A 24,934-nucleotide genomic window follows, 5' to 3' on the forward strand; every position below is an offset into this window, starting at 1 on the left:
CGCCGCTTCGTGAATCCCACCGCTCTCCGAGACGACTACCGGCGCTTGCCGATCAGCCGCAGGATGTGGATGAACAGGTTGATGAAGTCCAGGTACAGCACCAGCGCGCCGACGATGCTCACCGTCGCGGCGCTGCTGAAGCCGGTACCGGCGTGCATCTCGCGCAGCTTCTGGTTGTCGTACGCCGTCAGGCCGGCGAAGACGACGACGGCCGCGCACGACGTCACGAAGGACATGGCGTCACTCTTGAAGAACCAGTTGGCGATGCTGGCCAGGAGCACGCCCCACAGTCCCATGAAGAGGAAGGTGCCCCACGTGCCCAGGTCCTTCTTGGTGACGGTGCCGTAGATGGCCATGACGCCGTACACTCCGGCCGTGAGGAAGAACGCCTGCGCGATGCTGCCAGCGGTGTAGATGAGGAAGTAGATGGACAGCGTCATCCCCGTCAGCGCCGAGTAGCCGAGGAACATCGCCCCGGCGACCGGACCCGAAAGGCGGGGAGCGAGGAAGCTCAGCGCGAACACCGCGCCGAGCTGCACCAGCAGCAGCGGGATGTGCCAGCTCAGCACCGCTCGCATCAGCGGCTCGTTGGTCACCGTCGCCAGGGCCATGATGCCCGTGAGCATCAGCCCACCGAACATCCAGCCGTGCACGCGCGTCATGAACGCGCGCTGCGACTCCTGCACCAGCACGGCATTGGCCGAGCTGCGCTCAGCCGTCTGCCATCCGGAAGTTTCCCAGGCCATGGACCCTGATTCCTTTCATGCCGGGACGGGCCCGGCGGCAAAGCCTTTATAGCGTGCCGGGCCGCGTCATGCGCGCGCACCGGCTCCGGTGAAGTCCCTTAAATGGCCTTCCACGCCAGCAAAAGCTTGGAGGCCACTTCAGAGGTGATGAGCGGCAGTACCCCACCGCCGCCGACGATGTTGACGATCTCCGACATCGAACCCCGACACACACCGCCCCACGCGGGCTGGCGGGCGAGCCCCACCGATGCATACGCGGAGTAGTCCACGAAGAAGGACGTGGGGAGCACCGTGCCGTTGGGCTCGCAGAGCAGGTGGTCCTCGGGCGTCGTGTCCACCACCTCCTGCACCACGAAGCCACCGCCGGCCGTGTCCACCGCGGCGCGCGCGCACAGCTCCGGCCAGCCCAGCACCTCGCCATAGGCGGCCTTCACGCGCTCCGTGTACGGCACCGTGCCGGCCGAGCGCCCGAGGAACACGGCCTTGCCGCCGTAGTCCCACGCCCGCTTGAGCACGAAGCGCTTCGGGTCCGCGGACACCAGCGCCACCAGGTCATCGGTGCGCTCGCCGTCGGGGCCCACCGAGGGGCCGGAGCGGAAGATGCGCGTCCACGGCACCGAGGCGCGAATCGCCTCCAGCTCCTCCGGCGTGAGGCCCGCGGCCTCGGCGAGGCGCGGCTCGGCCAGCGCCTGCGACAGGCGCGCGAAGGTGGACTTCACCTCCACCTGCGAGGCGGGCGGGTTGAGGAACACCGCCTTCTTCCCCGGCACCGTGCCCAGGAAGTCCTCCACCCACGGCGAGGGCGTCTCCTCCAGCCGCCGCACGAAGAGGTGCCGGTACACGAGGTCGTACTTCTTGCCGCGCACCTCGAAGGCGTCATCGCCGCTGACTTCATCCGGGTGCACCACGTCCGCGTCCGCGCCGTACTCGCGGAAGCGCTCGCACAGCCAGCGCAGCTCCGTGATTTGCGCGTCGTTGCGGCGGCACAGCAGCGCCACCGTGTCTGGCATCTTCCCGTTGCGCTCCGCCGCGTAGCCGTCCAGCAGCGATCGGTACAGCGCCAGCGCGTTGCTGCCGTTGAGGCTCAGCAGGGCGTGCAGTGCCTTGTCCGGGTAGCGGAAGTAGCGGCCCACCACCTCGATGAAGGTGCGGGCCGCGATGTCGGAATACCCCTGCATGGCGGGGATGGTGGCGTTGACCTCCAGGGCCCACGGCTTGCCGCCCGCGACGAAGTAGTCCACCCGCGTGGTGGCCAGCCGCGAGGCCTGGCGCCAGGTGCGCTCCGCGAGCGAGCGCTCGAGCGGAGAGAGGGCGCCCAGCAGCTCCTGCGCGTCGTCGCCGGCCAGCCACGCGCGCGCCATCTTCACGGTGGCGGAAGAGAGGTGGGCGGACAGCTCGGCGCGGCGGCGGATTTCCGCCGCGTCCAGCACCACGGGGGTGGCGGTGATGGGGATGGGCCGGGTGGTGCCGTCCTTCTGCGTCACCGCCAGGCCCCGCTTGTAGGCGAGCTGGGCCAGCTCGGGCGCGATGTGGCGCGCCTGGCTCCGCAGCACGTCGATGAGCTCTTGCACGAAGTCCTGTCCTCGAAGAAACGCCCGGGACCGCCCGGGAAGCGCGCACCCTACGCCCACACGGCCGCACGGGTCCATCGGCAGGGTGACACTCGCTCCCGGCCCGGGTGGTCGGCGTGGACCCGGATTTGCCACGATTGCTCCCTCGGCCGGGGGGCGGGCGCCGGGTGGTGGCGGTGCGCCCTCCGTGTTCACCAGGGAGGAGGCTCGACATGGGCATGGTCACCGGCGGGCAACTCGTGGCGCGGATGCTGAAGAAAGAGGGCGTGCGCCACCTCTTCACCCTCTCCGGCCTGCACGTGGCGCCCATCTATGCCGCGTGCGTGGAGGAGGGCATCTCCATCATCGACACCCGGCACGAGCAGGCCGCCGCGCACGCCGCGGACGCGTATGCGCGGCTGACGCGCGGCGTGGGCGTGGCGGTGGTGACGGCGGGGCCGGGCGTGACGGACGCGCTCACAGGCGTGGCCAATGCGTACGCGGCCAGCTCGCCCATGGTGCTGCTCGGCGGCGCGGCGCCGACGTTCAACCAGGGCCGGGGCGCGCTGCAGGAGATGGAGCAGGTGGACCTGTTCCACCGCATCTCCAAGTGGTCGGACCGCGTGCCGGCGCCGGAGGCGGTGCCGCACTTCCTGGCGAAGGCCTTCCGCGTGGCGCTCTCCGGTCGGCCCGGGCCGGTGTTCCTGGAGCTGGCGTGGGACGTGCTCTGCAACGGCGTGGACGAGGAGTCGCTGCGCATGCCGGAGCGCTACCGCACGGACGCGCGCGTGGCGCCGGACCCGCGCAAGGTGGACGAGGCCCTCGCGCTGCTGCGCGCCGCCGAGCGTCCGGCCCTCCTCGCCGGCTCCTCCGTGTACTGGGATGGTGCATGGGACGCGCTGCGCGCTTTCGCCGAGAAGGCGCAGGTGCCCGTGTTCCTCAACGGCGCGGGCCGGGGCTGCCTGCCCGCGGGCCATCCGCTCTTCTTCCAGCACTCGCGCAAGGAGGCGCTGAGCGGCGCGGATGTGGTGTTCGTCATCGGCACGCCCTTCGACTTCCGCCTCAACTACGGCGCGGAGCCCACCTTCAGCGCGGAGTCGAAAGTCGTCCAGGTGGACATCGACCCGACGGAGCTGGGCCGCAACCGCCCCGTGGACGTGGGCCTCGTCGCGGACAGCTTCAGCGCCCTCACCGCGCTCGCGGCCGGTGCGGACCGCGCGCGCCGCGACACGCTGCTCTCCGCGCTGCGTGAGGGCGAGGCGCGGAGGCAGGCCGCCATCGACGAGTGGGCGCGCAGCGACAGCACGCCCATCCACCATTACCGGCTGGCGAAGGAACTGTCGGACGTGGCCAACGGCGCGGGGCAGGACCCGGTGTTCATCGCGGATGGCGGCAACTGGGTGGCCATGGCCGCGAAGGTGCTGGAGCTGCGCAGGCCCGGGCGCTGGTTGGACCCGGGGCCGCTGGGGTGCCTGGGCGTGGGCGCGCCGTTCGCGCTCGCGGCGAAGGTGCTGCACCCGGAGCGCACCTGCTGGGTGGTGCAGGGCGACGGCTCGTTCGGCCTCAACGGCTTCGACTTCGAGACGGCGGTGCGCTTCAAGCTGCCCATGGTGTGCGTGGTGGGCAACGACTCGGCGTGGGGACAGATTCGCCTGCCGCAGGTGCAGATGTTCGGCGAGGACAAGTCCCCCGCCACGCGGCTCGCACCCACGCGCTACGACAAGGTGGTGGAGGCCTTCGGCGGGCACGGGGAATTCGTCACGGAGCCGGCACACATCCGCCCCGCGCTGGAGCGCGCGCTGGCCAGCGATACGGTGGCATGCGTCAACGTGTTGTTGGATCCGGACGCGCCCATGAGGTCCGGTGCCATGGGTTATGCCGTGTGAATCAAATGCGAGGGTATGACTTGCACTGTCCTCGCGTCTGGCTTACAAAACACAACCGCGTTTTACGCAATCCCGTGTCATCTGGGAACCCACTGACGTGAGCCCCTCCACCCGCCGCCTGTCCGTGAGTCTCGTCCGGTCGCGCCTCCTGGCGCTGCCGCTCGTGCTCCTGTGCGCGCTGGCGTATGTGGGCAACGTCATGCACTTCGCCCTGGTCCAGCACGCCACGTGCTTGGAGCACGGCGAGTTGGTGCACCTGGAGGAGGGAAGCGCGCACGCCGTGGGGCAGGTCGAGGACTCCTTCGACGATGCCCGCGTTGCCTCCCGCCAGGACTCCGTCGAGGCGCACGACGTGGACGCTCACTGCGTGCATGTCTTCTTCCGGCGCGAGGCCCCGCCTCCGTCGCAGGACACCGCCATCCTCGCGGCCGTGTCCACCCGCTCCGCTCCGGCGCTGGCGGTGTTCCGCTTCCACGCGGAGCCCGTCGCCCGGCTGCACCTCGCGCCCAAGGCATCTCCGCCTCGCGCCTGAAGTCCCGCGTGACTGAGAGCCGGAGCACGTCCGTGTTCCGCACGGCACCCTCGTGCCGTATGGCGTCCCGCTGATCCGTGAAGCCTTTCGTCGTCGTCCCGCCGCGCGCGGGGCGCGAGGAATGGGGCTCCATGGCGTCATGGGCTGACGTCCGCTCGCGTCCACGCATCGCATTCCTCTCAAAGCCTTTCACGTTCTCGCATCCGCGCTGGCGCCGCCTTCATGGGCGGTGTCCGGGGCGGCATGGGAGACGTGTTTCCCCGCAGTACATCCCGTGGAGTCACACCATGAAGAAGAAGCTCCTTGCCGCCCTCCTGCTGTCCACCGCCCTGCTCGCCACCGCCTGCGGCGACGACGAGAACGAGGAGGAGGAGAACGTCGACGTCGAGGGCTGCGAGCACCTCCAGGAGGGGCCCGCTGTCGCCGTCACCGCCACCACCAGCGGCACCGCTCCGTCCGTGAGCAATGACCACCGCCGCTACGACATCACCCTCGTGGATGGCACGGGCGGCAAGTCGGGCTCGGTGTCCTTCGCTGTCGCCGAGGCGACTGACTACGTGTTCTTCACGAGTGTGGATGTGCCGCTCACCGTCCGAAACTCCAGCGGCACCGTGGTGGCCATCGAGGAGAGCACGACGAGCTCCGCCCAGTGCGCTGACATCAAGGGCCGCCACGTGGTGCCCCTGACGGTGGGCACCCACACGCTCACCTTCGGCCCCACCTCCACGGCGACCGTCTCCCTCGTCATCGAGGAGTCCTCGCACGAGGGGCATGACCACGAGGAGTAGCCGCGGCTGAACCCCGAGCCCCCTGTCGATGGCCATGGGCCAGCAGGCACGTCAGCCCCTCTACGTAGGAAAGGAGCCGATGATGGCTGCTGGCATCCCAGGTACCGACACGCGGGCCGCGAGCAGAACGTGAGGCGTCCCATGTCCGGTCATTGGTGTCCCACCCCCGTGCTTCCCCCCGAGCTGCGCCGCGAGGGCGCGCGTCTGTTCGACGTCTCCCTCTGGTGTCTCGGCAGGGATGTGAGCTGTCCCGAGGGGAATCTCCTCCTGCGCCGGGGACTCGTGCGCCACTCACGTCCCGCCGGTGTCGAGGGACAGAGTGCATACGCGGTGCATATGCCGGGCATGGGGCGTCTCGTGTTGTGGGGCTTTGGAGTGCTGTGTGAGTGCGGAGATGCCGTCTTCGTTCCGAGAGATGGGTTTCTTCCGCGTCTGTTGAAAGTGCCGCCGCCGCGGCTCCCATTTCTGGCACGCGAGCTGGGGCCGTGGCGCGAGCCCGCAACCCCGGAGCAGAATCGCGATGTTCGTGTCGCGTTGGCATCCGTGGCTTCGTGGCTCGCGGGCCATGAGGACTGGGTGGTGCGGGAGCTGGGGCCGGGCTGGCGGCGTGAGTGCCTGGAGGCGCGTGGCAAGGCGTCTCCCATCCCGGCGGATGCGCTGGCCGAGGCCTGGAGGAGGCTCGGTTCTCGCATCTGCTCACTGGAGTCTGGATTGAACGCCTGTGTCACCCCGGTCTCCGGGGCCCGAGGAGCACATCATGCTGGCACGACTTCTCCGAGCCGATGAGCCGTCCATCTACGTCCAGACCCCGTGGGAGGATGTCGCGGACCTGGCCCTGCCAGCGCCTCCGCTGCGCGAAGGGCTGGGCACCGCGCACCTGACGGTGAGCACCCGCGAGCCGCTGGCGCAGGCGTACTTCGACCAGGGCCTGCGGATGCTGCACCTGGGCTGGGGCTCGGAGGCCCGGCGCGCCTTCGCCGAGGCGGCGCGAAGGGATTCGGAGCTGGCCATGGCGTGGTGGGGCATGGCCCTCACGCGCGGCGCCGGTGCCCGCTTCGCCAGGTTCCGCGCGGAGTCCGTCCGCCGAGCGCTGGCGCTGAGCGAGGGGACCTCGGACTTGGAGCAGCGCTATGTCGTCGCCGCCAGCCTGCTCGCGGACAAGGGCCCCGCCAACGGGCGCCACGCCTTCGTGCGCGACATGGAGTTCCTCGTGGACCGCTACCCCGAGGACTGCGAAGCGCGGCTGCTGCTGGCGGGCTTTCTTCTGGATGGCTACGAAGCCGACGGCCGCCCTGGACAGGGCCATCCGTACGCGCAGGCCCTGCTGCGCGAGCTGCTGCGCACGCACCCGGACCACGCGGGCGTGCACCATGCGTGGGTGAACGCCATGCTGCACAGCGCCCGGCCCGAGGCGGCGCTGGAGAGCGCGCGCAGGCTGGTGGAGCTCGCCCCCGGGGCCAGCCCGGCGCTGCTCGTCGCGGGCCGGTTGCTGCTGCGGGTGGGGCACGGGGACGAGGCGCGCCGCGCGCTGGAGGCCGCGGTGGCCGCGGACGACGCGTACCTCGCCGCGGAGTCGCTGCCGGCGCCCGCGGCCCCGAGCGCCGAGGCCGCGATGCGGCTGCTCAGCGAGAGCTGCGCGGAGGCGGGGCGTTACACCGATGCCCAGGCCTGGGCCCGGCGCCTGCGCCACCGCGTGGAAGCGGTGGAGGGCGAGCCACAGGCGGCGCTCTTCGCGTCGCTCACACTGGTGTCCGCGCACCTGCGCTTCGGCTTCTTCCGCGCGGCGGCGGACGTGCCCATGGAGCTGCCGGGGCCCGCGTCGCTGGCGGACCACGCCCTGCGCGACGGCGTGCGCCACTACACGCGGGGCCTGAGCGCGCTGGAGTCCGGCCGGCTGTCGGTGGTGGAGCAGGCGTGTGACGCGCTCGACGCGCTCCATCCTCCGCTGACGGAGGCGCGCCGCTCGGAGGGCCGTGCCTTGTGTCCGCGCGACGTGGCCCGCGTGGTGGAGGTGGCCGCGCTGGAGCTGCGTGGCGCGCTGGAGGCCCGCCGGGGCGAGACGGGCCGCGCCGAGGCCACGCTGACGCGCGCCCTGCGCCTGGAGCGCCGCCTGCGCGCGGCCGGGCCCATGCCCTTCTCGCGTTCGGCGCGCGAGGCGCTGGTGAAGCTGCGGCTGCACTCGGACCGCGAGGACCGGGCGTTGACGCTGGCGCGGGCGCTGGTGTCGGAGCGGCCCGGCTGTGGCCACATGCGCCTCTTGTCCGCGGAGGCCCTCGTGGCCCTGGGCGCGTGGGAGGACGCGGTGGCGGAGTTCACCGCCTTCCTCGACTGTTGGCGCGACGCGGACCCGCACCTTCCCGAGCTGCGTCGTGCGAGGTTGTTCATCGCCGGACGGGGCCGCGTGCTGCGGCTGGTGCGCCCCGCGGAGCTCGCGACGGCGCAGGAGGCCGAGAGCACGGCACCCCGCGTCTTGGAAAAGGTGTCTTGATGTCGGTGGGGGATTCGATGACGGCTCGCTCACGCTGGGACGGCGTGGGCCAGCTCCTCTCCGCGTTGTGCATCGTCCACTGCGTGGTGCTACCGCTGGTGTTGGGCCTGCTGCCGGTGGCTGTCGCTGGCGTGATGGAGGGTGAAGCCGTGCACCGGTGGCTCCTCGTGCTGGTGGTCGCGAGCGCGCTGGCGTCCTTCGTTCCGGGCTGGCGCCTGCACCGCCGCGCGTCCGCCGTGTGGCTCGCGGTGCTGGGCCTGATGATGTTGGTGGCCGGGGCCTTCCTCGTTCCGGAAGGCACGACAAGCCCCTGGGAGACGGGCCTCACGTTGTTGGGCGGAGGGGTGATGGCAGTGGCCCACGGGCGCAACCGCTCCCTGTGCCGCGACTGTTGCCCTCCCGAAGCAGGGTGAATGCGAGCGTCGTCCCGGGGGCGCCGTCGTCCTTCCGCCGCTTGACGGGCCGGAGGGGTTCGCGCGAGGAGGGGGCATGCCCACCTTCCGCCTCAAGCTGGACCAGGCCGCGCTGCTCGTCGTGGACATCCAGGAGCGGCTGTGCGCCGCCATGGACCGGGACGCCTTGGACAGGATGCTCGCGCGCACCAACGCCGCCATCGAGGGCGCGCGAGCGCTCGGCCTGCCCATCATCGTCACCGAGCAGTACTCCAAGGGACTGGGCCCCACGCACTCGCTGGTGCGCATGCGCCTGGCGGACGTGAAGCCCGTGGAGAAGATGGAGTTCAGCGCGGCGGTGCCGGACACGCTGGCCGCGCTGGGCAACCGGCGCCAGGTGTTGGTGGCCGGCATGGAGGCGCACATCTGTGTCTTCCAGACGGTGCGTGATTTGGCCGAGCGGGGGCTGTCGCCGTTCATCCTGGCGGACGCGGTGCTGTCGCGCTCGACGGAGGACCGCCGCGTGGGGCTCGACTTGTGCCGAGACGCGGGCGCCCACGTCGTCACCGTGGAGGCCGCGCTGTTCGACTTGCTCGAGCGTGCGGGCACGCCCGAGTTCAAGAAGGTCTCCGCGGCGGTGCGCTGACGCCTAGAAGATGGACGGTGCGTCGGGCTTCGGAGGCGGCGCCGGACGGATGCCGGACGGAGGAGGCGGTGCCTTCTCCTTGGAGATGGCGGGCAGTGACGGCGTCAGCTCGCCGACGTAGAGCAGCCCGTCGAAGCCCTCGTCCGTGGGGGACTCGAAGCGCTGGACGTACGGCGTCTGTCCGGGGGGCGCCGCCACGCGCTCCGTCGGCGTCGTGCCGATGTAGCCGCACTGGAGCTTGCCGGCGCGGTTCAAGTCGCAGCCCCAGCGCGTGCCCTGCGCGTAGCTCATCTCCAGCACCACGAGGCGCCCCTTCTTCAGGTGCTTCGCCATGGGCGTGAAGTCCTTGTCCCACGGCGTGCCGGTGACGGTGCGAGTGTGCGCGTTGCCCGCGAGGATGACGTGGAGCTCGTCGGGGTGCGCCTTGCGGCGCTGGGTCCACACCTTCGCCAGCTCGGCGTCGCGTTGGCTCGCCCAGGCCGTGTCCGTGTCGTAGGCCACCAGCGTCACACGCAGGCCCGCGGCTCGCATCGCGCGCACCCGGTCGATGAGGTCGAAGATGGCGTGGCTGCTGCGGCCGTCCTGGTAGGGCCGCGTCCAGAAGCGGCCTTCCAGCAACGCATCCTGGTCCACCGGAGCTCCCGGGCTGGAGAGGTAGCGGTCCAATCGCTCCTGCTCCGTTTGTGGCAGCGACAGGCCGAGCACCACGGGCAGGCCCGCGCGGGCGAACTGGCACACCGCGTTGCCCACCACGGCGGGGGCCTCGCGCGAGCCGAGCTGCTCGCCGATGAGCAGCGTGAGCCCGGGAATCATCAGCTCGTCCAGGTCGCGCACGGCATCGCCGCACAGGGCATCCGGAGCGGGCGCCGTGTCCGTCCACCGGGCGAGGTAGAAGTCCGCCTCGCGTACGGCAGTGGGCACCGGGTCCTGGTGGATGTTGCCGCTCACGACTTCGAGAGACGGCGCGGACTCCAGCCGCAGCGTGAGCTCCTTCTCCAGGTCCATGTCACGGCTGCCGCGCGTCGCCATGCGCATCTCGAGCGGAGCCACCGGCGCATCCTCGATGAGGGTGACGTCGTATCTTCCGCTGCGGGTCAGCTCGGCGCGCTCCCGGAGAACCTTCCACCATACGTTTTTCTGGCTGACGTCGTTGCCCACCGAGTGGAACGTCATGCGGAAGATGCGGACCACGGACTGGCGCGGCCCCACCGCGACGCCCGTCACCAAGTAGCGCGAGTAGGTGATGTCGCCGGTGCCCCGGTGGACCGGCTGCTCCCAGGTGGTGAGCAACTGGCTCGGGTCCTGCGTCTCCTCGAAGGTGTAGCCCTTCGCGGACAGCAGCTCACGCGTGGCGGCCAACGCCTCGGCCAGCGGCTTCTGGAAGATGTGCTCGTACTTCGGCTGCTCTGCCTTCGCGGTCCGTGGCGCATGCGCACACCCGCTGACCACCACCGCCACCAGCCACGGCATCAACCATCGAACGTTCATGGAAGCCCCCCGGTCCAGGCCGGATGACAAGGTCCGCCCATGTAACGCTACGACAGGCGTCGTATATCGTGGGAGTGCGAGGCACCCGCCCGGGCCGCGGTAACCACGGACCCGGGGCGGATGCCCTCGTAGGCGACCTGACTCAGTGCGCCGGCCTGACGAGCCGCACGAGGCCCCGCAGCGCCATGGCCACGGCGACCAGCACCGCGGCGAGCACCGTCTGCGAGCCGCCCACCGGGAAGTCGTAGAAGTAGGCGAAGAGGTAGCCGCCCACGCCGGAGATGGCCCCCGCGAGCGTGGCCACGAAGAAGGTCGCCGGCAGGCGCATCTCCAGCATCAGCGCGGCGATGGCGGACAGCGTGGAGAAGGCGAACACCGGCAGCGCGCCCAGGGCGCGGGCGCACACGCCCACCATGACGCCAATGGACACCATCAGCACGCCGTCCAGCAGGCGCACCGGCAGCCCCTGCACGTGCGCGCCGATGCGGTCGAAGCTGGCGAAGGTGATGCCCCGGAACCACCACAGGTGGATGACCATGACGAGCGTGGCCGCCACCGCCACGGTGTGGAGCTGCTCGGGCGTCACCAGCACGGCGGTGCCGAAGAGGATGCCCTGGATGTCATGGGCCTCCTGGGCGATGCGGTCTCCCACCAGAATCGCCGCGCCGCCGGACAGCGCATAGGCCAGGCCGAGCAGGCTCTCGCGCGTGAGCTTCAGCTTCGTGGGCTCGGTCATGAGCAGCAGCGTGGCGGCCAGGGCCATCGCGGTGGCGCCCAGCACGGGCTCCACGTGGAAGCCCAGGTGGATGCCCGCGAAGAAGGCCAGGGCCACGCCCAGGCCGGCGGACTGGGCCACCGCGGCGCTGACGAACACCATGCGCCGCAGCACCACGTACACGCTCAGGAAGCCCAGCACGCCCCCGGCGATGAGGGCGCACAAGAGCGGGTCTCGGAACAGCTCGAACCCCGCGATGAACTCCTGCCACTTGGAGGGCTCAGCGAGCAGCGTCGTTTCCACGGTGGGGTCCCTTGGGTGCGCGGTGGCAGTACTCGTCGCCGTACTGGCGGCGGAAGGCGGGGTGGCAGAACACCGTCTGCGCATCGCCCACGACGAAGGCGGACGTCTCGCGGTCGACGAAGAGCAGGGTGTCCGCGTGCTCGGCGGCGACTTCCAAGTCATGCACCACCACCACCACGCCCAGGCCGCGCTTGCGCGCCAGCGAGCACAGCCGCTGCATCGTCTCGCGCTCGGCGACGGCGTCCATGGCGGCGGTGGGCTCGTCCAGGAGCACCATGTCCGCCTCGGTGGCGATGAGCCGTGCCAGCAGCGTGCGCTGCTTCTGGCCCTCGGACAGCTCGCGGTAGGGACGCGGGGCAATGGCCTTCGCGCCCGCCGTCTCCAGCGCGGTCTCCACCGCGTCCCGGTCCGCCTTGCGCGGGAAGGGCCAGAGGAAGCTCCACCCGCGCAGCCGGCCCCAGGACGCCAGCTCTCGCGCGCGCAGCGGCAGCAGCGAGTCGATGGCGGACGTCTGCGGCACGTACGCGCTGCGCATCTCCGACGAGCTGCGGCGGATTTCGCCCGACACCGGAGGAACCATGCCCAGCAGCGTCTTGAACCAGGTGCTCTTGCCGGAGCCGTTGCGGCCCACCACCGCCACGAACTGGCCGCGCCGGATGACCATGTCGATGGGCGGCAGCATGGCCTTGTCGTTGTATCCGATGACCAGCTTCTCGCACGTGAGCAGCGGCTCGCCGGGCGTGAAGGAGGGGGACACCGAGTGCTCGGCGCTCAACGGGTCTGTCACGTCATCGGTCTTCACGGCTCACCTCCGCCTCGGGCTCCTGCTTGCCCAGGGCCTCCAGCAACTGCTTGCGTAGCGCCTCGTTCTCCGGCGCGCCCAGGTCCACCACGCCGTCGGTGCCGGGCGTGGCCGCGGACCAGTCCAGCCCGTCGAAGAGGGTGGGGGACAGCGCCAGGGACAGCGCCAGCTTCACGAGCGGCTCGTGCTCGCGGTCCGCTGGCACATCCAGCGTTCCGCTCAATTCCGCCAGCGGCTCGACGTCTTCTTCCTCTTCGCCCTCCACCGCGAGGTCCAGGCGGAAGGGGCGCTCGCCCTGGAAGCGCGGCGTGGCGCGGTTGTCTCGCACCGCGCCCTGGAGGCGCAGGGCCGTCACGTCCCAGTGCGCAGTGGAGAGGGTGCCCTTCGACAGCTCGCAGTCCGGCTCGCACTCGGGCGTGAGCGTCTGCGAGGCCAGCAGGTCCAATTCCGCGTCCACGTGCAGCGCGGCCACGAGCGAGGACGTCGCGCCACCGCCGCCGCCGTTCAGCTCCGCCTGGATGTCCTCGTAGCTGACGAGCGCACCGTCATCTCGGTGGCAGTGCCCGCCGTGGCACAGGCTGTAGCCGGGCGGAGGGTTGGCCGGGTCGAACGTCTCTCCGCTACCGCCACCGCTGCTGCTTCCACCGCTGCTCGCGGCGCTGAGCAGCTCGACGTGCGACAGGCCCAGGGACGCGGCGTCCAGGCGCACCTGGAAGTCGGACGCGAGCTGCTGGAAGCCATTGCCCGCGTCGCGTGAGGACAGCGGTGTGTAGCCGGCGCTCACCGTGGGCTCCAGCGTGGCGAAGCTCCCGCCGGCGTCCAGCGCACAGCCGGACAGGAGGAGCAGGGGGAGGATGTGTCTTGCTCGCATGACTTCAGTCCCCCTTGCCGGCGAGCGCCTTCTCCAGGCGCCCCACCAGTTCGTCGATGTGCTGGATGTACGTCTCGCCCGCGCGGAAGTCCGTGCCGCCGTGCACGATGACGAGCGGCGCCGGAATCTTCGAGGCCACGAGCTTCGCGGTGGTGTCCGGGTAGTAGCTCTCGATGAGCACCATGCGCGCCTTCTGCTGCCGGCCCTGCGCCAGCACCGAGGCGACGTGCGACGGGTTGGGCGGAATGCCGGGCTTGGGCTCCAGGAAGGCGATGGGGTTGAAGCCGAGCCAGTCCGCCAGGTACGCCGTCGTGCGGTGGTAGGCGATGACGGGCGCGCCCTTCATGCCGGCCAGCCGCTGCTCCCAGCCTGCGCGGGCCTTCTCCAGCTCGTCGGTGAACTTGGCGAGGTTGGCCTTGTAGGCGGCGGCGTTCTTCGGGTCGAGCTGCGCGAGCCGGTCGGTGATTCCGCGCGCGACGGCCAGGGCCTGGCGCGGGTCGTAGAGGTAGTGCGGGTTGCCGCCCGGGTGCACGTCACCGAGGCTGCGGTCCACCTTGCCCTGGGGAATCTCCAGGATGCGGGGGAACTGCGACGCGTTGAGGAAGCCCGGGTTGTTGACGAGAATCTTCGGGTTGCGCGCGCCCTGCTGCAGCGTGGGCAGCCAGCCAATCTCCAAATCCAGACCGATGGCGATGAGCAGGTCCGCGCGGTTGAGGGCCAGCGCGAGGTTGGGTTTGGCGTCAACGAAGTGCGGGTCCTGGCTGGCCAGCGCCAGCGACTGCACCTGGACATGGTCGCCACCCACCGCCTTGGTGAGCGCGGCGAGGTCCGGCAAGGTGGTGACGACGTTGAGGTCCGCGGCGCGCGCGGGCGCGGCGGCGAGGAGGGAAACGGCGGCGCACAGGGCCGCGAGGAGACGGAAGTGTCGCATGAGGCATGAGCTCCTGTGTGAGGGGGTCAGAAGGCGTGGGCGCCGTGGGCGCCGGTGACCAGCTCGAGCGCGAGGAACACGGAGTAGTCCGGCTCATCGCGCCAGCCGGCCCGGTCCATGGCGCCCTGGAGGCGCAGGCGGGAGAACTCGGTGGGCCAGAAGGTGACGTTGGCGGAGACGCGCTGCCGGTCGTCCGTCCACTCCGGATCCAACGGGTCGGTGACGATGGCGCCACCTTCACCCTTCGCGGGCGTGCCCAGTTCGTAGCGCGCGGCGGTGGCCCACCGCTGCGAGAAGCGCCACGCGGCCTGGGCGTAGGCGTTGAAGTCCGTCAGCACGTCACCGGGCACCTGGCGGCGGCGGTAGAAGGCCTCCGTCTGGAAGGTGATGAGCGTGGTGCTCGCCTCGGTGATGGGCCGGTAGCGGAGGTACAGGTCCGTGCCGTACACGTCCGTGCGGTTGCGGTAGCCGCTGGCGTTGGGCCCGGTGGCGGCGGACAGGCCCCACATGAGGGACAGGTTGTCCGACAGCGGGAAGAACTGCTTCACCACGCCGGTGAGCTGCAAATCCAACGGCGACAGCACGCGCTCGTCGGACGCGCCGAGGAAGCTGCGCGCGGTGCCCTCGCCCGACGCGTCCGTGGCGCTGCCGATGAGCTCCACGTACCAGGGCAGGGGCGTGAGCCAGGACACCTCCGTGCCCAGGCCGCGGTTGCCCTCGCCGCCGAAGACGCGGCCAATCGCGAAGGGCTGGTCCACGAAGTCCCAGGCATGCGGGTGCGTGGGGTTGAGGCGCCCGAACTTCGTGAGGAACTGGCCCGCGCGCACCTGGAGGTTGGCGGGCAGCGCCAGCGTGGTGCCGTACGCCTCTTCGATTTCCACGCCGAACTGACTGAAGACGAGGTTGGCGTCGAAGCGGAAGTACGGGTCCACCACCGAGCCGATGGACAGCTCCAACTGCTGGAGGTTGAAGCCGTTCTTGGTGGGGTCGTGCCCGCCCGTCTGCAGCGGCTCCTTCGACGAGAAGCCCGCGCCCGCCACGTCGAGGATGAAGCTCAGGTCCAGGAAGTTGGTGCCGCTGGTGCTCACGCCTGGGATTGCGAGCGCGTTGCCTCCGCCGGGAGAGGACTTGGGCGCGGTGGCGGTGCCGGAGGGCGCGTTCTGCTGCGCCTCCTGCGCGTCGCTGCCCAGCGCCTTCTGGATTTCCTCCAGCTCCTCCGGACTGAGCTCGGCGGGAGGCGCCTCCGCGGGCGTGCCCGTGCCTTCCGCGGGCGGAGGGGACTGCGTGGGTGGGGCGGTCTCCTGGGCCGCGGCGCTGGCGGTGGACAGGAGGGTGGCGACGGACACGACGATGAGGGCGTCCTTGGGACGCCTGCGAACGATGGACACCTGGGATGCTCCGCGTACGCGACGCCCGCTCGAGCGGACGTCGACCAAAAGCCAAAAAGCCCGACAGGACGCGACTTCAGCCGCGCGCGGGAGGAGAGGCCTTGGGAGCGGTGTCGAGGACGGCGAGGGGCGGGGAACCCTGGGGCGGCGCGGTGGCGGGGACGCTCACCGCGAGCCGCTCCAGCGTGAGCATCACCGGGCGCGAGGTGAGGACCTCGTCACGCGCGCTGGAGGTGAGCAGCGGGCAGGTCTCGTGCAGCGGGCCTGTCGCGTCCGTCCCTGCTTCGGGGATGGAGTTCAGCTGGGGGTTCCGCGCGGCGGCGAGCCGGGACAAACCCGAGCCCGTGCCTCTCGCCGTCTCCTCGAAGGCCTGGTGCTCCGGGCAGAAGCGGTGCGCGTGCGCCGACTTCGCATGCAGCAGTGCGCCCACCGGCTGACACGCCCACAGCGCGACGAGGAATGTCGCGACGTAGCGGGCGAAGGTGTGGGCGCGGTGGATCATCGGAAGAGAGAGGCGCCTGGGTGCTGTACTGACGGACCCCAGGAAGTGTCAAGGCAAGCTATCACGCGGTGTTCATGGAGAGGGACGGGCCGGCCCTTCTTCCATTCACGGCGGCGGGATGCGTCACGCACCCCGAGGCGTTGGAGACCCGCGTATGCAAGGACATCCGGACGGCGACTTCATTCCGGTGGCGACGCTGGCGGACCTGGACGCCCGGGGGCGCGCGGTGGTGACGGTGGGGGGCACCCGGGTGGCGCTCGTCCGGGTGGAGGGGCGCCTCCATGCCCTGGATGACACCTGCCCCCACCGGGGTGGCCCGTTGTCGGAGGGGGATTTGGAGGGCCCCGTGCTGCATTGCCCGTTGCATGCCTGGCCGTTCGACGTGCGGACGGGGCAGTGCTTGCGACGCGAGGCCCGCATCCGCATCTACGAGGTGCGCGTGGAGGGCGAGCACATCCTTTTGTCCGCGTCCGCATCGGGTAGCTTCCCGGCCCGCTGAACCGCCGCCCTCCCACGTCAGGAGCGACCGTCCCGTGAGTCCGTCCCGAGCCCGCCGCAAGAGCACCTCCGCTTCAACGTCCTCCGTCGTGCGGACTCCAGACCGGGCGGCCATGGCCCGCGCGGTGGAGGACTTCCTTCGCGCCGCCGGCCTTCCCCTGAAGGACGACAACCTCGTGGGCACCCCCGAGCGCGTCGCCGAGGCCTGGGAGCGCGAGTTCCTCGACGGCTACGCCCAGACGCCCGAGGCGGCCCTGGGCGAGACGTTCCCCGCGCCGTCCAACTCGTCCGGTGAATTGGTGGTGGTGACGGACCTCCGCTTCCACTCCATGTGCCCGCACCACCTGCTGCCCTTCACCGGGCGCGCCCACGTGGCCTACGTGCCGGGCTCGCGCGTGGTGGGCTTCGGGCGGCTGTCGGCGCTGGTGGACTGCTTCGCGCACCGGCTCATCCTCCAGGAGGACCTCGCGCGGCAGGTGGCCGGCTCGTTGGCGCGCGTGCTCGGCAGCCCCGCCACCGCCTGCATCATCGAGGCGGAGCAGGCCTGCATGCGGCTGCGCGGTGACCAGCAGCGCGACGCCGTCACCCACGCGGAGGCCTACGAGGGCCGCCTGCGGCGCGACGGGGCGCTGCGCCGCGAGCTGTGGGCGCGGCTGGGGGCTCGCCGATGAGCATGCCCGCGCTCCAGAAGTTCCAGCGCGTGGAGCCCGAGCGCGTGGAGCGCGCCTGCGCGGAATTGCTGCATACGCTTTCGCCAGGACAGGTGCGGCGCGACGAGGACACGCTCTCTGCCTACGCGCGCGACGAGTCCGACAGCGGCGTGTACCTGCCGGACGCCGTCGTCTACCCGGAGACCACGGCGCAGGTGTCCACCGTCTTCAAGGTGTGCAACGCGCACGGCGTGCCCTTCACGCCCTGCGGGGCGCGCAGCGGCAAGAGCGGGGGCTCGCTGCCCCTGTGCGGCGGCGTGGCGGTGAGCCTGGAGCGCATGAAGCGCATCCGCTCCATCTCCGTGGAGGACCTCACGGCCGTGGTGGAGCCGGGTGTGGTGACGGGCGACTTCATGAAGGCCGTGGAGGCGGTGGGCCTCTTCTACCCGCCGGACCCGAACTCGTGGGAGTGGTGCACGCTGGGCGGCAACGTCGCGGAGAATGCGGGCGGCCCGCGCGCGCTGAAGTACGGCGTCACTCGCGACTACGTCATCGGCTTGGAGTGGGTGCTGCCGGACGGTGAGGTCGTCCGCGTGGGCCGGCGCACCATCAAGGGCGTGGCCGGCTATGACCTCGTGGGCCTCTTCGTCGGCTCGGAGGGCACGCTGGGCGTGGCCACCGAAATCACGCTCCAGCTCATCCCCCTGCCGCGCAAGGTGATGACCGCGCTCGTCGTGTTCCCCTCCGTCATGCAGGCGGCGCGCGGTGTGTCCGCGGTGCTCGCCGCTGGCATCCTCCCGCGCTGCCTGGAGCTCATCGACGACGTGGCCCTGCGCGCGGTGGATGGCCGCGGCTTCCACTTCCCGCCGGGCGCCGGCGCCGCCGTCATCGCCGAGGTGGACGGCAACAACGAGGACGGCCTGCTCGCCGAGCTCTCGCAGCTTGGTGACATCTGCACCGCGCAGGGCGCCACGCAGACGCTGGCCGCGCAGGACGACTCACAGCGCGAGAAGCTCTGGGCCGCGCGCCGCTCCATTTCCCCAGCGCTCCGTGCTCTCAAGCCTCACAAGATTTCCGAGGACATCGTCGTGCCACGCTCGAAGATTCCGGAAATCATCGAACGGCTGAAAGCCATGGGCGTGGAGCTGGGCCTCACCGTGGCCACGTATGGCCACGCGGGCGACGGAAACCTGCACGCCAACATCCTCTACGAAGGCCCGCACCAGCGGCCGCTCGTGGAGGAGGCCCTGCGCCGCATGCTGGTGATGACGGTGGAGCTGGGCGGCACGATCACAGGCGAGCATGGTGTAGGCCACGCCAAGCGGGAATATTTGTCGTTGGAGCAGCAGCCAGCGCTCATCGAATTGCAGCGGCGCCTCAAGCACTTCTTCGACCCATCAGGGCTGCTCAACCCCGAGAAAATCTTCCCCGCTCCCGCGCGTTCTTAATTTGTAGCCGTTTCGGGCTCATTTTCGCCGGGCCGTCATGCCGCTTACCTTCCAAGTACCGGGAAGGAATGGGCATTGGCGGCCCTGTGACTCAGGTAGGGGAGCGAAAACTCCCTCTGAGTCGGAATGAGAAACCCTTTCGCTCGTTGCGCGTCTTAGTTGCAGGTGGACGCGAAGCGGGCGGGGGCGAGCGCGTCCGGCATCGAACGGAGGACGGGAAATCATGGCCAATTCGACGAAGTACGCGGCCGAGGGCCTGTCGTATTACCTGCGCAACCTCGGTGGGCACCAGCAGCTCACGCGCGAGCAGGAGTACGAGCTGGCTCGGCAGGCCCGGAAGGGAGATGAGGCTGCGCGACAGACGCTCGCCAGCTCCAACCTCGCCTTCGTGGTTGCCGTAGCGAAGAAGTTCGCCAACCGGGGCGCGCGCCTGGATGACCTCATCCAGGAGGGCAACGTGGGGCTCATGAAGGCAATCGAGCACTTCGACCCCAAGAAGAATGTGCGCTTCGCCACCTATGCGGTGTGGTGGATTCGCGCCTACATCACCCGGTACCTGAAGGACAACCGCAGCCAGGTGCGCGGCGGTGAGGCCGAGCGCGGCAGCATGGTGGACTTCTCTCTGGACGCCACCATCGACGAGGAGGGCGAGACGACCTTCCTGGACCGCATCGAGGACGGCGGGCCCTCTCCGCAGCAGGTGTACCTGTCGCGCGAGCAGGACAACGAAATCCAGGAGGCGCTCTCCAAGGTCCGCAAGCGCATCGGCGACCTCGGCTGGGACATCCTCACGGAGCGGCTCACCCAGGACAAGCCGCTCACCCTGGAGGAACTGGGCCAGCGCTGGGGCGTCTCGCGCGAGCGCGTGCGCCAGGTGGAGCTGAAGACGAAGAACTTCCTCGAGCGCTACCTCTCCGCGTTCAACGAGAACGAGGAGCACCCGGGCGAACTGACCTCCGCCGACGCGGCATGAATCAGCCATGCCTCCCCACCCGGGGAGACGTCCCCTGCGGGCGGGACTGGACGGGTACTCTTCCCGGCCAGCCCCGCCCTTGTTTTTTTGCGGGCCATGCCCCGCCGGGTTGGTTTGCTTGCAAGCAATCGTGCGTGCTAAACCCACCCGCCATGCGCTTGATTTTGCTTGCGTGCTGCCTGCTCGTGGCCCTCCCGGCACGGGCGGCGGACCCCGGAGTTCTGTCCACACTGGACGCGCTCCATCAGAAGCGCGGGGACCCGGCTGCCGAGAAGGAGCTCGAGGACGCGCTGAAGGCCGCCCTCAAGGCCTCGCCGGACGACTTCGAGCTCGTCTGGCGCCAGGCGCGCCTCCTCCAGTGGCAGGCCGACGGCGCCAGGGACGAGAAGCGCAAGAAGGTGCTCGGCCGGCAGACGTGGGACTGGGGTGAGAAGGCGCTGAAGCTCGCCCCGGAACGCGTGGAAGGCCACTATTACGCGGCAGCCGGGATTGGCGCATATTCCCAGGCCGTGGGCGTGATGAAGGCCCTGGGCGAGGGGCTGGAAGGCAAGTTCAACGAGCGGCTCGACAAGGCCATCGCCCTCGACTCCGACTTCGAATGGAGCGCTCCGTTGTTGGCCAAGGGGCGCTACTACTACGAGGTGCCGTGGCCCAAGAGGGATTTGGGGAAGTCCGCGGCGTTGTACGAGAAGGCCATCGCGAAGCACCCGGAGATGCTGCGCGCGTACCTCTTCCTTGCCGAGACGCTCCTGAAGGACGACAAGGCTCAGAAGGCGCGTGAGGCCATCCAGAAGGTGAAGCAGGGCAGTGTCGCGTACGACCCTCCGGAGGGTCGTCGCGTGCAGGAGCTGGCCAAGAAGGTCGATGCGGATATCGAGGAGGAGCTCAAGTGAGGGCAGAGAATCAGATGGTAGCTCCGGCTCCCGCGGCCGGGGGGTCGCAAGAAGGGAACCTGGTCCAACTACTCGTCCAGAATGCGCGTAACGCCTCCAAGGTGGGCGCCACGCACAAGAAGGACGGGCGCTGGCAGGACGTCACATGGGCGCAGATCCTCGAGGAGGTGAAGACGCTCTCCGAGGCCCTCGTGGCTCAGGGAGTGCAGCCCGGAGACCGGGTGGCCCTCTTCGCCAACACCAGCCTGCAGTGGATCATCTGTGATTTGGCCATCAGCGCGACGCAGGCCATCACCGTCCCCATCTACGCGTCCAACACCCCGGACGAGTGTCGCTACATCATCAACCACTCGGAGACGTCGTTCCTCTTCGTCGACAACGACGAGAAGGACGCCAAGCAGGCGGGCCGGCTCACGCGCATCCGCCAGAAGCTGGCGGAGATGCCCTCGCTGAAGCGGGTGGTGCTCCTCGAGGGCGCCGTCGCGGGTGGCGCGGAGATGACGCTGGCGGACCTGGTGAAGCAGGGCCGCGAGGCCATCCAGGCGCGCCCCGGCGCCTTCGATGAGCGCGTGTCCGCCATCAAGCTGGAGGACACCAACTCGCTCATCTACACGTCCGGCACCACCGGCGAGCCCAAGGGCGTCATCCTCACCCACAACAACTGGTACTACGAGGCGAAGGCCTCCCAGTCGGTGGGGATGATGGAGCCGGGCGACTCGGTGATGCTGTTCCTGCCGCTGGCGCACGTCTTCGCGCAGGTGGTGAAGGCCGCGTGGCTCAGCATGGGCTACCGCCTCATCATCGCCGAGTCGGTGGACAAGCTCCTCGCCAACCTGGTGGAGACGAAGCCCACCGTGCTGCCCTCGGTGCCGCGCGTCTTCGAGAAGGTCTACAACAACGTCGTCTCCAACGGCTCCGCGTCGCCGGGCCTCAAGGGCCGGCTGTTCCGCTGGGCCTTCAAGCTCTTCGACGAGTACGTCGAGGCGCGCAAGGCGGGCCGCGAGTACGACACCCTGGCCTTCTCGCTCGCGAAGAAGCTGGTGTTCGCCAAGGTGAAGGCCGCCATCAGCGAGAAGCTGGGCGGCAACATGCGCATCTTCATCTCCGGCGGCGCGCCCCTGTCCTCGAAGATTGGCTACTTCTTCGACCTCTTGGGCCTGAAGGTGCTGGAGGGCTACGGCCTGACGGAGACGTCCGCCGGTACCACCGTCAATCGCGAGAACAAGATCAAGATTGGCACCGTGGGCGCCCCCATGCCGGGCACGGACATCAAGATTGCCTCCGACGGGGAAATCCTCATCCGCGGCCCCGGCGTGATGAAGGGCTACTACAAGAACCCCGCCGCCACCGCCGAGGCCATCGACGCCGAGGGCTGGTTCCACACCGGCGACATCGGCGAGCTGGATGCGGACAACTACGTGCGCATCACCGACCGCAAGAAGGACATCATCGTCACCGCGGGCGGTAAGAACGTGGCGCCGCAGAACATCGAGAACCAGCTGAAGACGCACGCCATCATCAGCCAGTCCATGGTGTACGGCGACAAGCGCCCGTACCTCGTGACGCTCATCACCGTCTCCGACGAGGCCGCGCGCAAGCTCCTCCAGGAGAAGGGCGCCCCGGTGGGCACCTACGCGGAGAACTCGAAGCGCCCGGAGGTCCACGCCGCGGTGAAGGCCGCCATGGACGCCGTCAACGCGGAGCAGCCGCCGTACGCCACCATCAAGCGCTTCTCCATCCTGGATGCGGACTTCTCGCAGGAGACGGGCGAGCTGACGCCCAAGCTCAGCGTGAAGCGCAAGGTCTGCAACGCCAAGTACAAGGCGCAGATTGACGCCATGTACGATGGCGCCGCCGTCGTGGACTGACGTCCCGCGCGCCTTCCGGCCCGGCTCCCTCGGGGGGCCGGGCTCAGGGAGGCGGCAGGCAGTGGCCTTCAAACGACGACGCCCGAATCACCTCGCGCTTGGCGGGGTGGCTCGGGCGTTGGTGCGTCAGGGGCTTTCGTCCGGGGCCTTCAGCGCCCCGAGTCTTCAGGCGTGGTGGCTGGGCGACTGGGACTTGGAGACGTCCTTGTCCACGTTGCCGCCGCCGGCGAGCGAGCCGGGCTGCTTCTGGCCGGGCGCGGCCTCTTCGTCGCCGCTGAAGCCCTTCTTGAAGTTGCGGATGGCGCTCCCGAGGGAGGAGCCGAGCTGCGGCAGCCGTGTGGCCCCGAAGAGGAGCAGCAGCACGAAAAGGATCAGCATCAATTCCATAGGCTTCAGCCCGAGCATCGGACGGCTCCTTCGCGTAAACGCCGCGGAGCATACCGGTGGGCGCCTCCATCCGCCAGCAAAGCTGGAATCCGCCTACACCTGCATGCTCGCAGGAGGACCAAGCTCGGCCGGAGGGGCCAGGAGGAGTGTGAGGAACAGGGTACTCCCGGCGCGGTCCACCTCCACGCCCACGCCGCCGCCGTGCGCCTCCACCTCCTGCCGGGCCAGGGCGATGCGCAGCGGGTCCTCCAACTTCTTCTCGCGGAAGGCGCGCTCCTCGCGCTGGAAGATGGCGGAGGCGTCCTCGTCGGACAGGGGCACTCCGTCGCGGCGCACCTCCACCCTCACGTGGGGTGGGGCGGGGCGCACGCGCAGGTGGATGACCTCGCCGGCCTGGGCGCGCATCAGGTGGTACAGGATGAAGGACTCCACCGCGTGCTGGATTCGGGCTCCATCCACGGAGACGTCTGGCAGGCCCGCGTTCGGGTCCACGTCCAGCACCAGCGCGACATTGGCGGCCGTGGCCGCCGCGCGCTGGCGCTCCACCGCCGCGTCCAGCAGGGGCAGGAGCGACTGCCGCTCCGGCTCACAGGCGAGCGCACCCAGGTCCGCGCGGCTGGCGTCGAAGAAGTCCTGCGAGAAGGCGATGGAGCGGTCCGCGTTGCGCAGAATCGTCTCCAGGCCGCGCTTCACCTTGGGCTCCAGCGGCGAGCGCCCGTTCAGCAGCAGGGCCGCCCACGAGCGGATGTTGGCGAGCGAGCCGCGCAAGTCGTGGGAGGCGATGCCCAGGTACCGTACCTGACGGCGGATGGCCTCTTCGTCCCAGCGCACCGGGAAGGTCCAGATCATCCGTGCGCCGTCCTCCAGCGCCTCCTCGCCAACCGCCAGCGCGCGGCCCTCGCGCTCCCAGATGTGCCGCTCCGGCGAGCGGGGCCGGAAGCCCGCGGCGCCGAGCAGCACCTCCACGGACGTCACGGAGGAGGGCAACTCCGCCAGGCCCAGGTGCTCGAGGAGGGTGCGGCCGAGCAGGCGGGGGCTGCCCTGCCTGGGGAGGAGGAGGAGTCCAGGGGCCGCCGGGGTACCGCCTGCTCCCATCTCCCTAGGGCTCTCCACGTTTTCCGCCTCCAGTCCAGCAGGTCACGGAAAGGGTGGACAGCCACTGTCGGTTTTGCAACGTGCGCCCCCGTTGGGTGGGACTGGCGCACTTTCTTGCGCCGCCGGACGCAGGCATGGTGGAAGAATCCCGGCGACGCACCCAGGGAGACTGCTCTGACCCCGCACAATGCACAGCATGCTGGCGCCCCGGTCGTTCTCGTCGTCGACGACGACCCGGACATCCTGGAGGCGCTCTCTGAGATTCTGGAGGCCGAGGGTTTCGAGATTCGCCGTGCCCGCAACGGCAAGGAGGCCCTGGAGCGGCTCGAGCCCGAGCCCCCCAACCTCATCCTGCTGGACTTGATGATGCCGGTGATGGACGGCTGGGAGTTCGCCCAGCGGATGCGGCAGAAGCCCGCGGTGGCCGGCATCCCCCTCATCGTCCTCAGCGCGGACCGCAACGTGGGCAGCAAGGCCGCGGACATCGGCGCGGTGGGGCACCTGGCCAAGCCGTTCGAGCTGAACGACTTGCTGGACATGGTGCGCCGCTCGCTCAATCCCTCCGCCGCGTCCACCAGCGCCTGACGGACGATTGGCACACGGCTTGTCTTGACCTGCCAGAGGGGCGCCATTACGGTCCCCTCCGAGTCTTGATTCTCCAATCAACGACCAGGCCAAGGAGCGAGCCGTGACCGCGCAGGACATTATCGAGAACGAAATCCCCAACGTCCTCAAGCAGAAGCCGGAGCTGGCCAAGGATATCAACGCGATCATCCACTTCGACATCACCGGCGACAACGGTGGCAAGTGGACGGTGGACCTGACGAAGCCGGACAACTGGGTGTCCAAGGGTGCCGAGGGCACGCCGAAGATGACGGTGTCCGTGAGCAACGAAGACTTCGTGAAGATTCGCGAGAAGAAGCTGAACGCGCAGATGGCCGCCATGCAGGGCAAGCTGAAGTTCAAGCCCATGGACATGGGCCTCGCGATGAAGCTGGCCAAGCTGCTGGCGTGATGACTTGCGGCCTTCGGGCCCCTGCGGCGCGTCCTCCTGTCCGGGGGTCGCGCCGCTGTCGTTTCCACCCCTGAGCTCC

At 69.8% G+C, this 24,934-nt stretch carries 25 protein-coding genes; 14 read left to right on the top strand and 11 right to left on the bottom strand.

The annotated features are described in order from the left end of the window. Window positions 1–35: 35 nt before the first annotated feature. Together ACVTJA_RS19360 and ACVTJA_RS19365 are read right to left on the bottom strand one after the other, a co-directional pair. Complete coding sequence (locus ACVTJA_RS19360) at window positions 36–746, bottom strand: Bax inhibitor-1/YccA family protein (RefSeq protein WP_465838099.1); 711 nt, start codon at window positions 744–746, stop codon at window positions 36–38. Between the two features lie 98 nt (window positions 747–844). After that, entirely contained in the window at window positions 845–2,317 is a 1,473-nt protein-coding gene (locus ACVTJA_RS19365) for a hypothetical protein (protein ID WP_465838100.1), read from the bottom strand. A 212-nt stretch (window positions 2,318–2,529) separates the two neighbouring features. Here ACVTJA_RS19365 and ACVTJA_RS19370 point away from each other — a divergent pair, with 212 nt between their 5' ends. The 6 genes from ACVTJA_RS19370 to ACVTJA_RS19395 all read left to right on the top strand — a co-directional run bounded on the left by ACVTJA_RS19370 (window position 2,530) and on the right by ACVTJA_RS19395 (window position 9,028). After that, window positions 2,530–4,182, top strand: coding sequence for a thiamine pyrophosphate-binding protein (locus ACVTJA_RS19370; RefSeq protein ID WP_465838102.1), 1,653 nt, complete (start codon window positions 2,530–2,532; stop codon window positions 4,180–4,182). A 97-nt stretch (window positions 4,183–4,279) separates the two neighbouring features. Beyond that, a complete protein-coding gene (locus tag ACVTJA_RS19375) occupies window positions 4,280–4,714 on the top strand; it encodes a hypothetical protein (RefSeq protein ID WP_465838104.1) in 435 nt (144 codons plus the stop codon). A gap of 287 nt (window positions 4,715–5,001) precedes the next feature. Then, the gene (locus ACVTJA_RS19380; protein ID WP_465838106.1) at window positions 5,002–5,502 is read left to right on the top strand and encodes a hypothetical protein; all 501 of its coding nucleotides are present in this window, start codon (window positions 5,002–5,004) and stop codon (window positions 5,500–5,502) included. 757 nt (window positions 5,503–6,259) lie between these two features. Continuing rightward, the gene (locus tag ACVTJA_RS19385; RefSeq protein ID WP_465838108.1) at window positions 6,260–7,990 is read left to right on the top strand and encodes a hypothetical protein; all 1,731 of its coding nucleotides are present in this window, start codon (window positions 6,260–6,262) and stop codon (window positions 7,988–7,990) included. Window positions 7,991–8,007: 17 nt separating this feature from the next. Then, window positions 8,008–8,403, top strand: coding sequence for a MerC domain-containing protein (locus ACVTJA_RS19390; protein WP_465838110.1), 396 nt, complete (start codon window positions 8,008–8,010; stop codon window positions 8,401–8,403). Between the two features lie 76 nt (window positions 8,404–8,479). Next, entirely contained in the window at window positions 8,480–9,028 is a 549-nt protein-coding gene (locus tag ACVTJA_RS19395) for an isochorismatase family protein (protein WP_465838112.1), read from the top strand. A 3-nt stretch (window positions 9,029–9,031) separates the two neighbouring features. Here ACVTJA_RS19395 and ACVTJA_RS19400 read toward each other — a convergent pair whose 3' ends face one another. The 7 genes from ACVTJA_RS19400 to ACVTJA_RS19430 all read right to left on the bottom strand — a co-directional run bounded on the left by ACVTJA_RS19400 (window position 9,032) and on the right by ACVTJA_RS19430 (window position 16,028). Further along, a complete protein-coding gene (locus tag ACVTJA_RS19400; protein ID WP_465838114.1) occupies window positions 9,032–10,516 on the bottom strand; it encodes a TraB/GumN family protein in 1,485 nt (494 codons plus the stop codon). Between the two features lie 142 nt (window positions 10,517–10,658). After that, a complete protein-coding gene (locus ACVTJA_RS19405; RefSeq protein ID WP_465838115.1) occupies window positions 10,659–11,534 on the bottom strand; it encodes a metal ABC transporter permease in 876 nt (291 codons plus the stop codon). Continuing rightward, window positions 11,512–12,336, bottom strand: a complete 825-nt coding sequence (locus ACVTJA_RS19410) for a metal ABC transporter ATP-binding protein (RefSeq protein ID WP_465838117.1) — start codon at window positions 12,334–12,336, stop codon at window positions 11,512–11,514. Before ACVTJA_RS19410 ends, ACVTJA_RS19405 begins: the two co-directional genes overlap by 23 nt. Next, window positions 12,323–13,207, bottom strand: coding sequence for a hypothetical protein (locus tag ACVTJA_RS19415; protein ID WP_465838118.1), 885 nt, complete (start codon window positions 13,205–13,207; stop codon window positions 12,323–12,325). The genes ACVTJA_RS19410 and ACVTJA_RS19415 overlap by 14 nt, the downstream gene beginning before the upstream one ends. A 4-nt stretch (window positions 13,208–13,211) precedes the next feature. Further along, window positions 13,212–14,138, bottom strand: coding sequence for a metal ABC transporter substrate-binding protein (locus tag ACVTJA_RS19420; protein WP_465838120.1), 927 nt, complete (start codon window positions 14,136–14,138; stop codon window positions 13,212–13,214). Window positions 14,139–14,164: 26 nt separating this feature from the next. Further along, the gene (locus ACVTJA_RS19425) at window positions 14,165–15,526 is read right to left on the bottom strand and encodes a zinc-regulated TonB-dependent outer membrane receptor (RefSeq protein ID WP_465838121.1); all 1,362 of its coding nucleotides are present in this window, start codon (window positions 15,524–15,526) and stop codon (window positions 14,165–14,167) included. 76 nt (window positions 15,527–15,602) lie between these two features. Continuing rightward, window positions 15,603–16,028: a hypothetical protein gene (locus tag ACVTJA_RS19430; RefSeq protein WP_465838122.1), complete on the bottom strand. Its 426-nt coding sequence runs from the start codon at window positions 16,026–16,028 to the stop codon at window positions 15,603–15,605. Between the two features lie 154 nt (window positions 16,029–16,182). Here ACVTJA_RS19430 and ACVTJA_RS19435 point away from each other — a divergent pair, with 154 nt between their 5' ends. From ACVTJA_RS19435 to ACVTJA_RS19460, 6 genes are all read left to right on the top strand, one after another. Then, entirely contained in the window at window positions 16,183–16,527 is a 345-nt protein-coding gene (locus tag ACVTJA_RS19435) for a Rieske (2Fe-2S) protein (RefSeq protein ID WP_465838123.1), read from the top strand. Between the two features lie 112 nt (window positions 16,528–16,639). Continuing rightward, window positions 16,640–17,197 carry a GTP cyclohydrolase I gene (gene folE / locus ACVTJA_RS19440; RefSeq protein WP_465840443.1) on the top strand — a complete coding sequence of 186 codons (558 nt, stop codon included), beginning with the start codon at window positions 16,640–16,642 and terminating at the stop codon, window positions 17,195–17,197. After that, window positions 17,194–18,624 (top strand): FAD-binding oxidoreductase, encoded by a 1,431-nt coding sequence (locus tag ACVTJA_RS19445; RefSeq protein ID WP_465838124.1) that lies wholly within the window; start codon window positions 17,194–17,196, stop codon window positions 18,622–18,624. The genes folE and ACVTJA_RS19445 overlap by 4 nt, the downstream gene beginning before the upstream one ends. Before the next feature lie 223 nt (window positions 18,625–18,847). Further along, on the top strand, window positions 18,848–19,597 hold the full coding sequence (locus ACVTJA_RS19450) for a sigma-70 family RNA polymerase sigma factor (protein ID WP_465838126.1): 750 nt from the start codon (window positions 18,848–18,850) through the stop codon (window positions 19,595–19,597). A gap of 152 nt (window positions 19,598–19,749) precedes the next feature. Then, window positions 19,750–20,490 (top strand): tetratricopeptide repeat protein, encoded by a 741-nt coding sequence (locus tag ACVTJA_RS19455; RefSeq protein WP_465838134.1) that lies wholly within the window; start codon window positions 19,750–19,752, stop codon window positions 20,488–20,490. After that, window positions 20,487–22,358, top strand: coding sequence for an AMP-dependent synthetase/ligase (locus ACVTJA_RS19460; RefSeq protein WP_465838136.1), 1,872 nt, complete (start codon window positions 20,487–20,489; stop codon window positions 22,356–22,358). Before ACVTJA_RS19455 ends, ACVTJA_RS19460 begins: the two co-directional genes overlap by 4 nt. A gap of 165 nt (window positions 22,359–22,523) precedes the next feature. Here the strand turns inward: ACVTJA_RS19460 and tatA are convergent, their stop codons facing one another. Beyond that, window positions 22,524–22,736 carry a twin-arginine translocase TatA/TatE family subunit gene (gene tatA, locus ACVTJA_RS19465; RefSeq protein ID WP_465838137.1) on the bottom strand — a complete coding sequence of 71 codons (213 nt, stop codon included), beginning with the start codon at window positions 22,734–22,736 and terminating at the stop codon, window positions 22,524–22,526. Window positions 22,737–22,838: 102 nt separating this feature from the next. Then, complete coding sequence (locus tag ACVTJA_RS19470; protein ID WP_465840445.1) at window positions 22,839–23,840, bottom strand: sensor histidine kinase; 1,002 nt, start codon at window positions 23,838–23,840, stop codon at window positions 22,839–22,841. Between the two features lie 174 nt (window positions 23,841–24,014). Here ACVTJA_RS19470 and ACVTJA_RS19475 point away from each other — a divergent pair, with 174 nt between their 5' ends. Together ACVTJA_RS19475 and ACVTJA_RS19480 are read left to right on the top strand one after the other, a co-directional pair. Beyond that, window positions 24,015–24,425: a response regulator gene (locus ACVTJA_RS19475; RefSeq protein WP_465840447.1), complete on the top strand. Its 411-nt coding sequence runs from the start codon at window positions 24,015–24,017 to the stop codon at window positions 24,423–24,425. Between the two features lie 103 nt (window positions 24,426–24,528). Continuing rightward, window positions 24,529–24,855 carry an SCP2 sterol-binding domain-containing protein gene (locus tag ACVTJA_RS19480; RefSeq protein ID WP_465838139.1) on the top strand — a complete coding sequence of 109 codons (327 nt, stop codon included), beginning with the start codon at window positions 24,529–24,531 and terminating at the stop codon, window positions 24,853–24,855. Window positions 24,856–24,934 lie beyond the last annotated feature (79 nt).

Source organism: Pyxidicoccus sp. M6 (assembly GCF_055568925.1).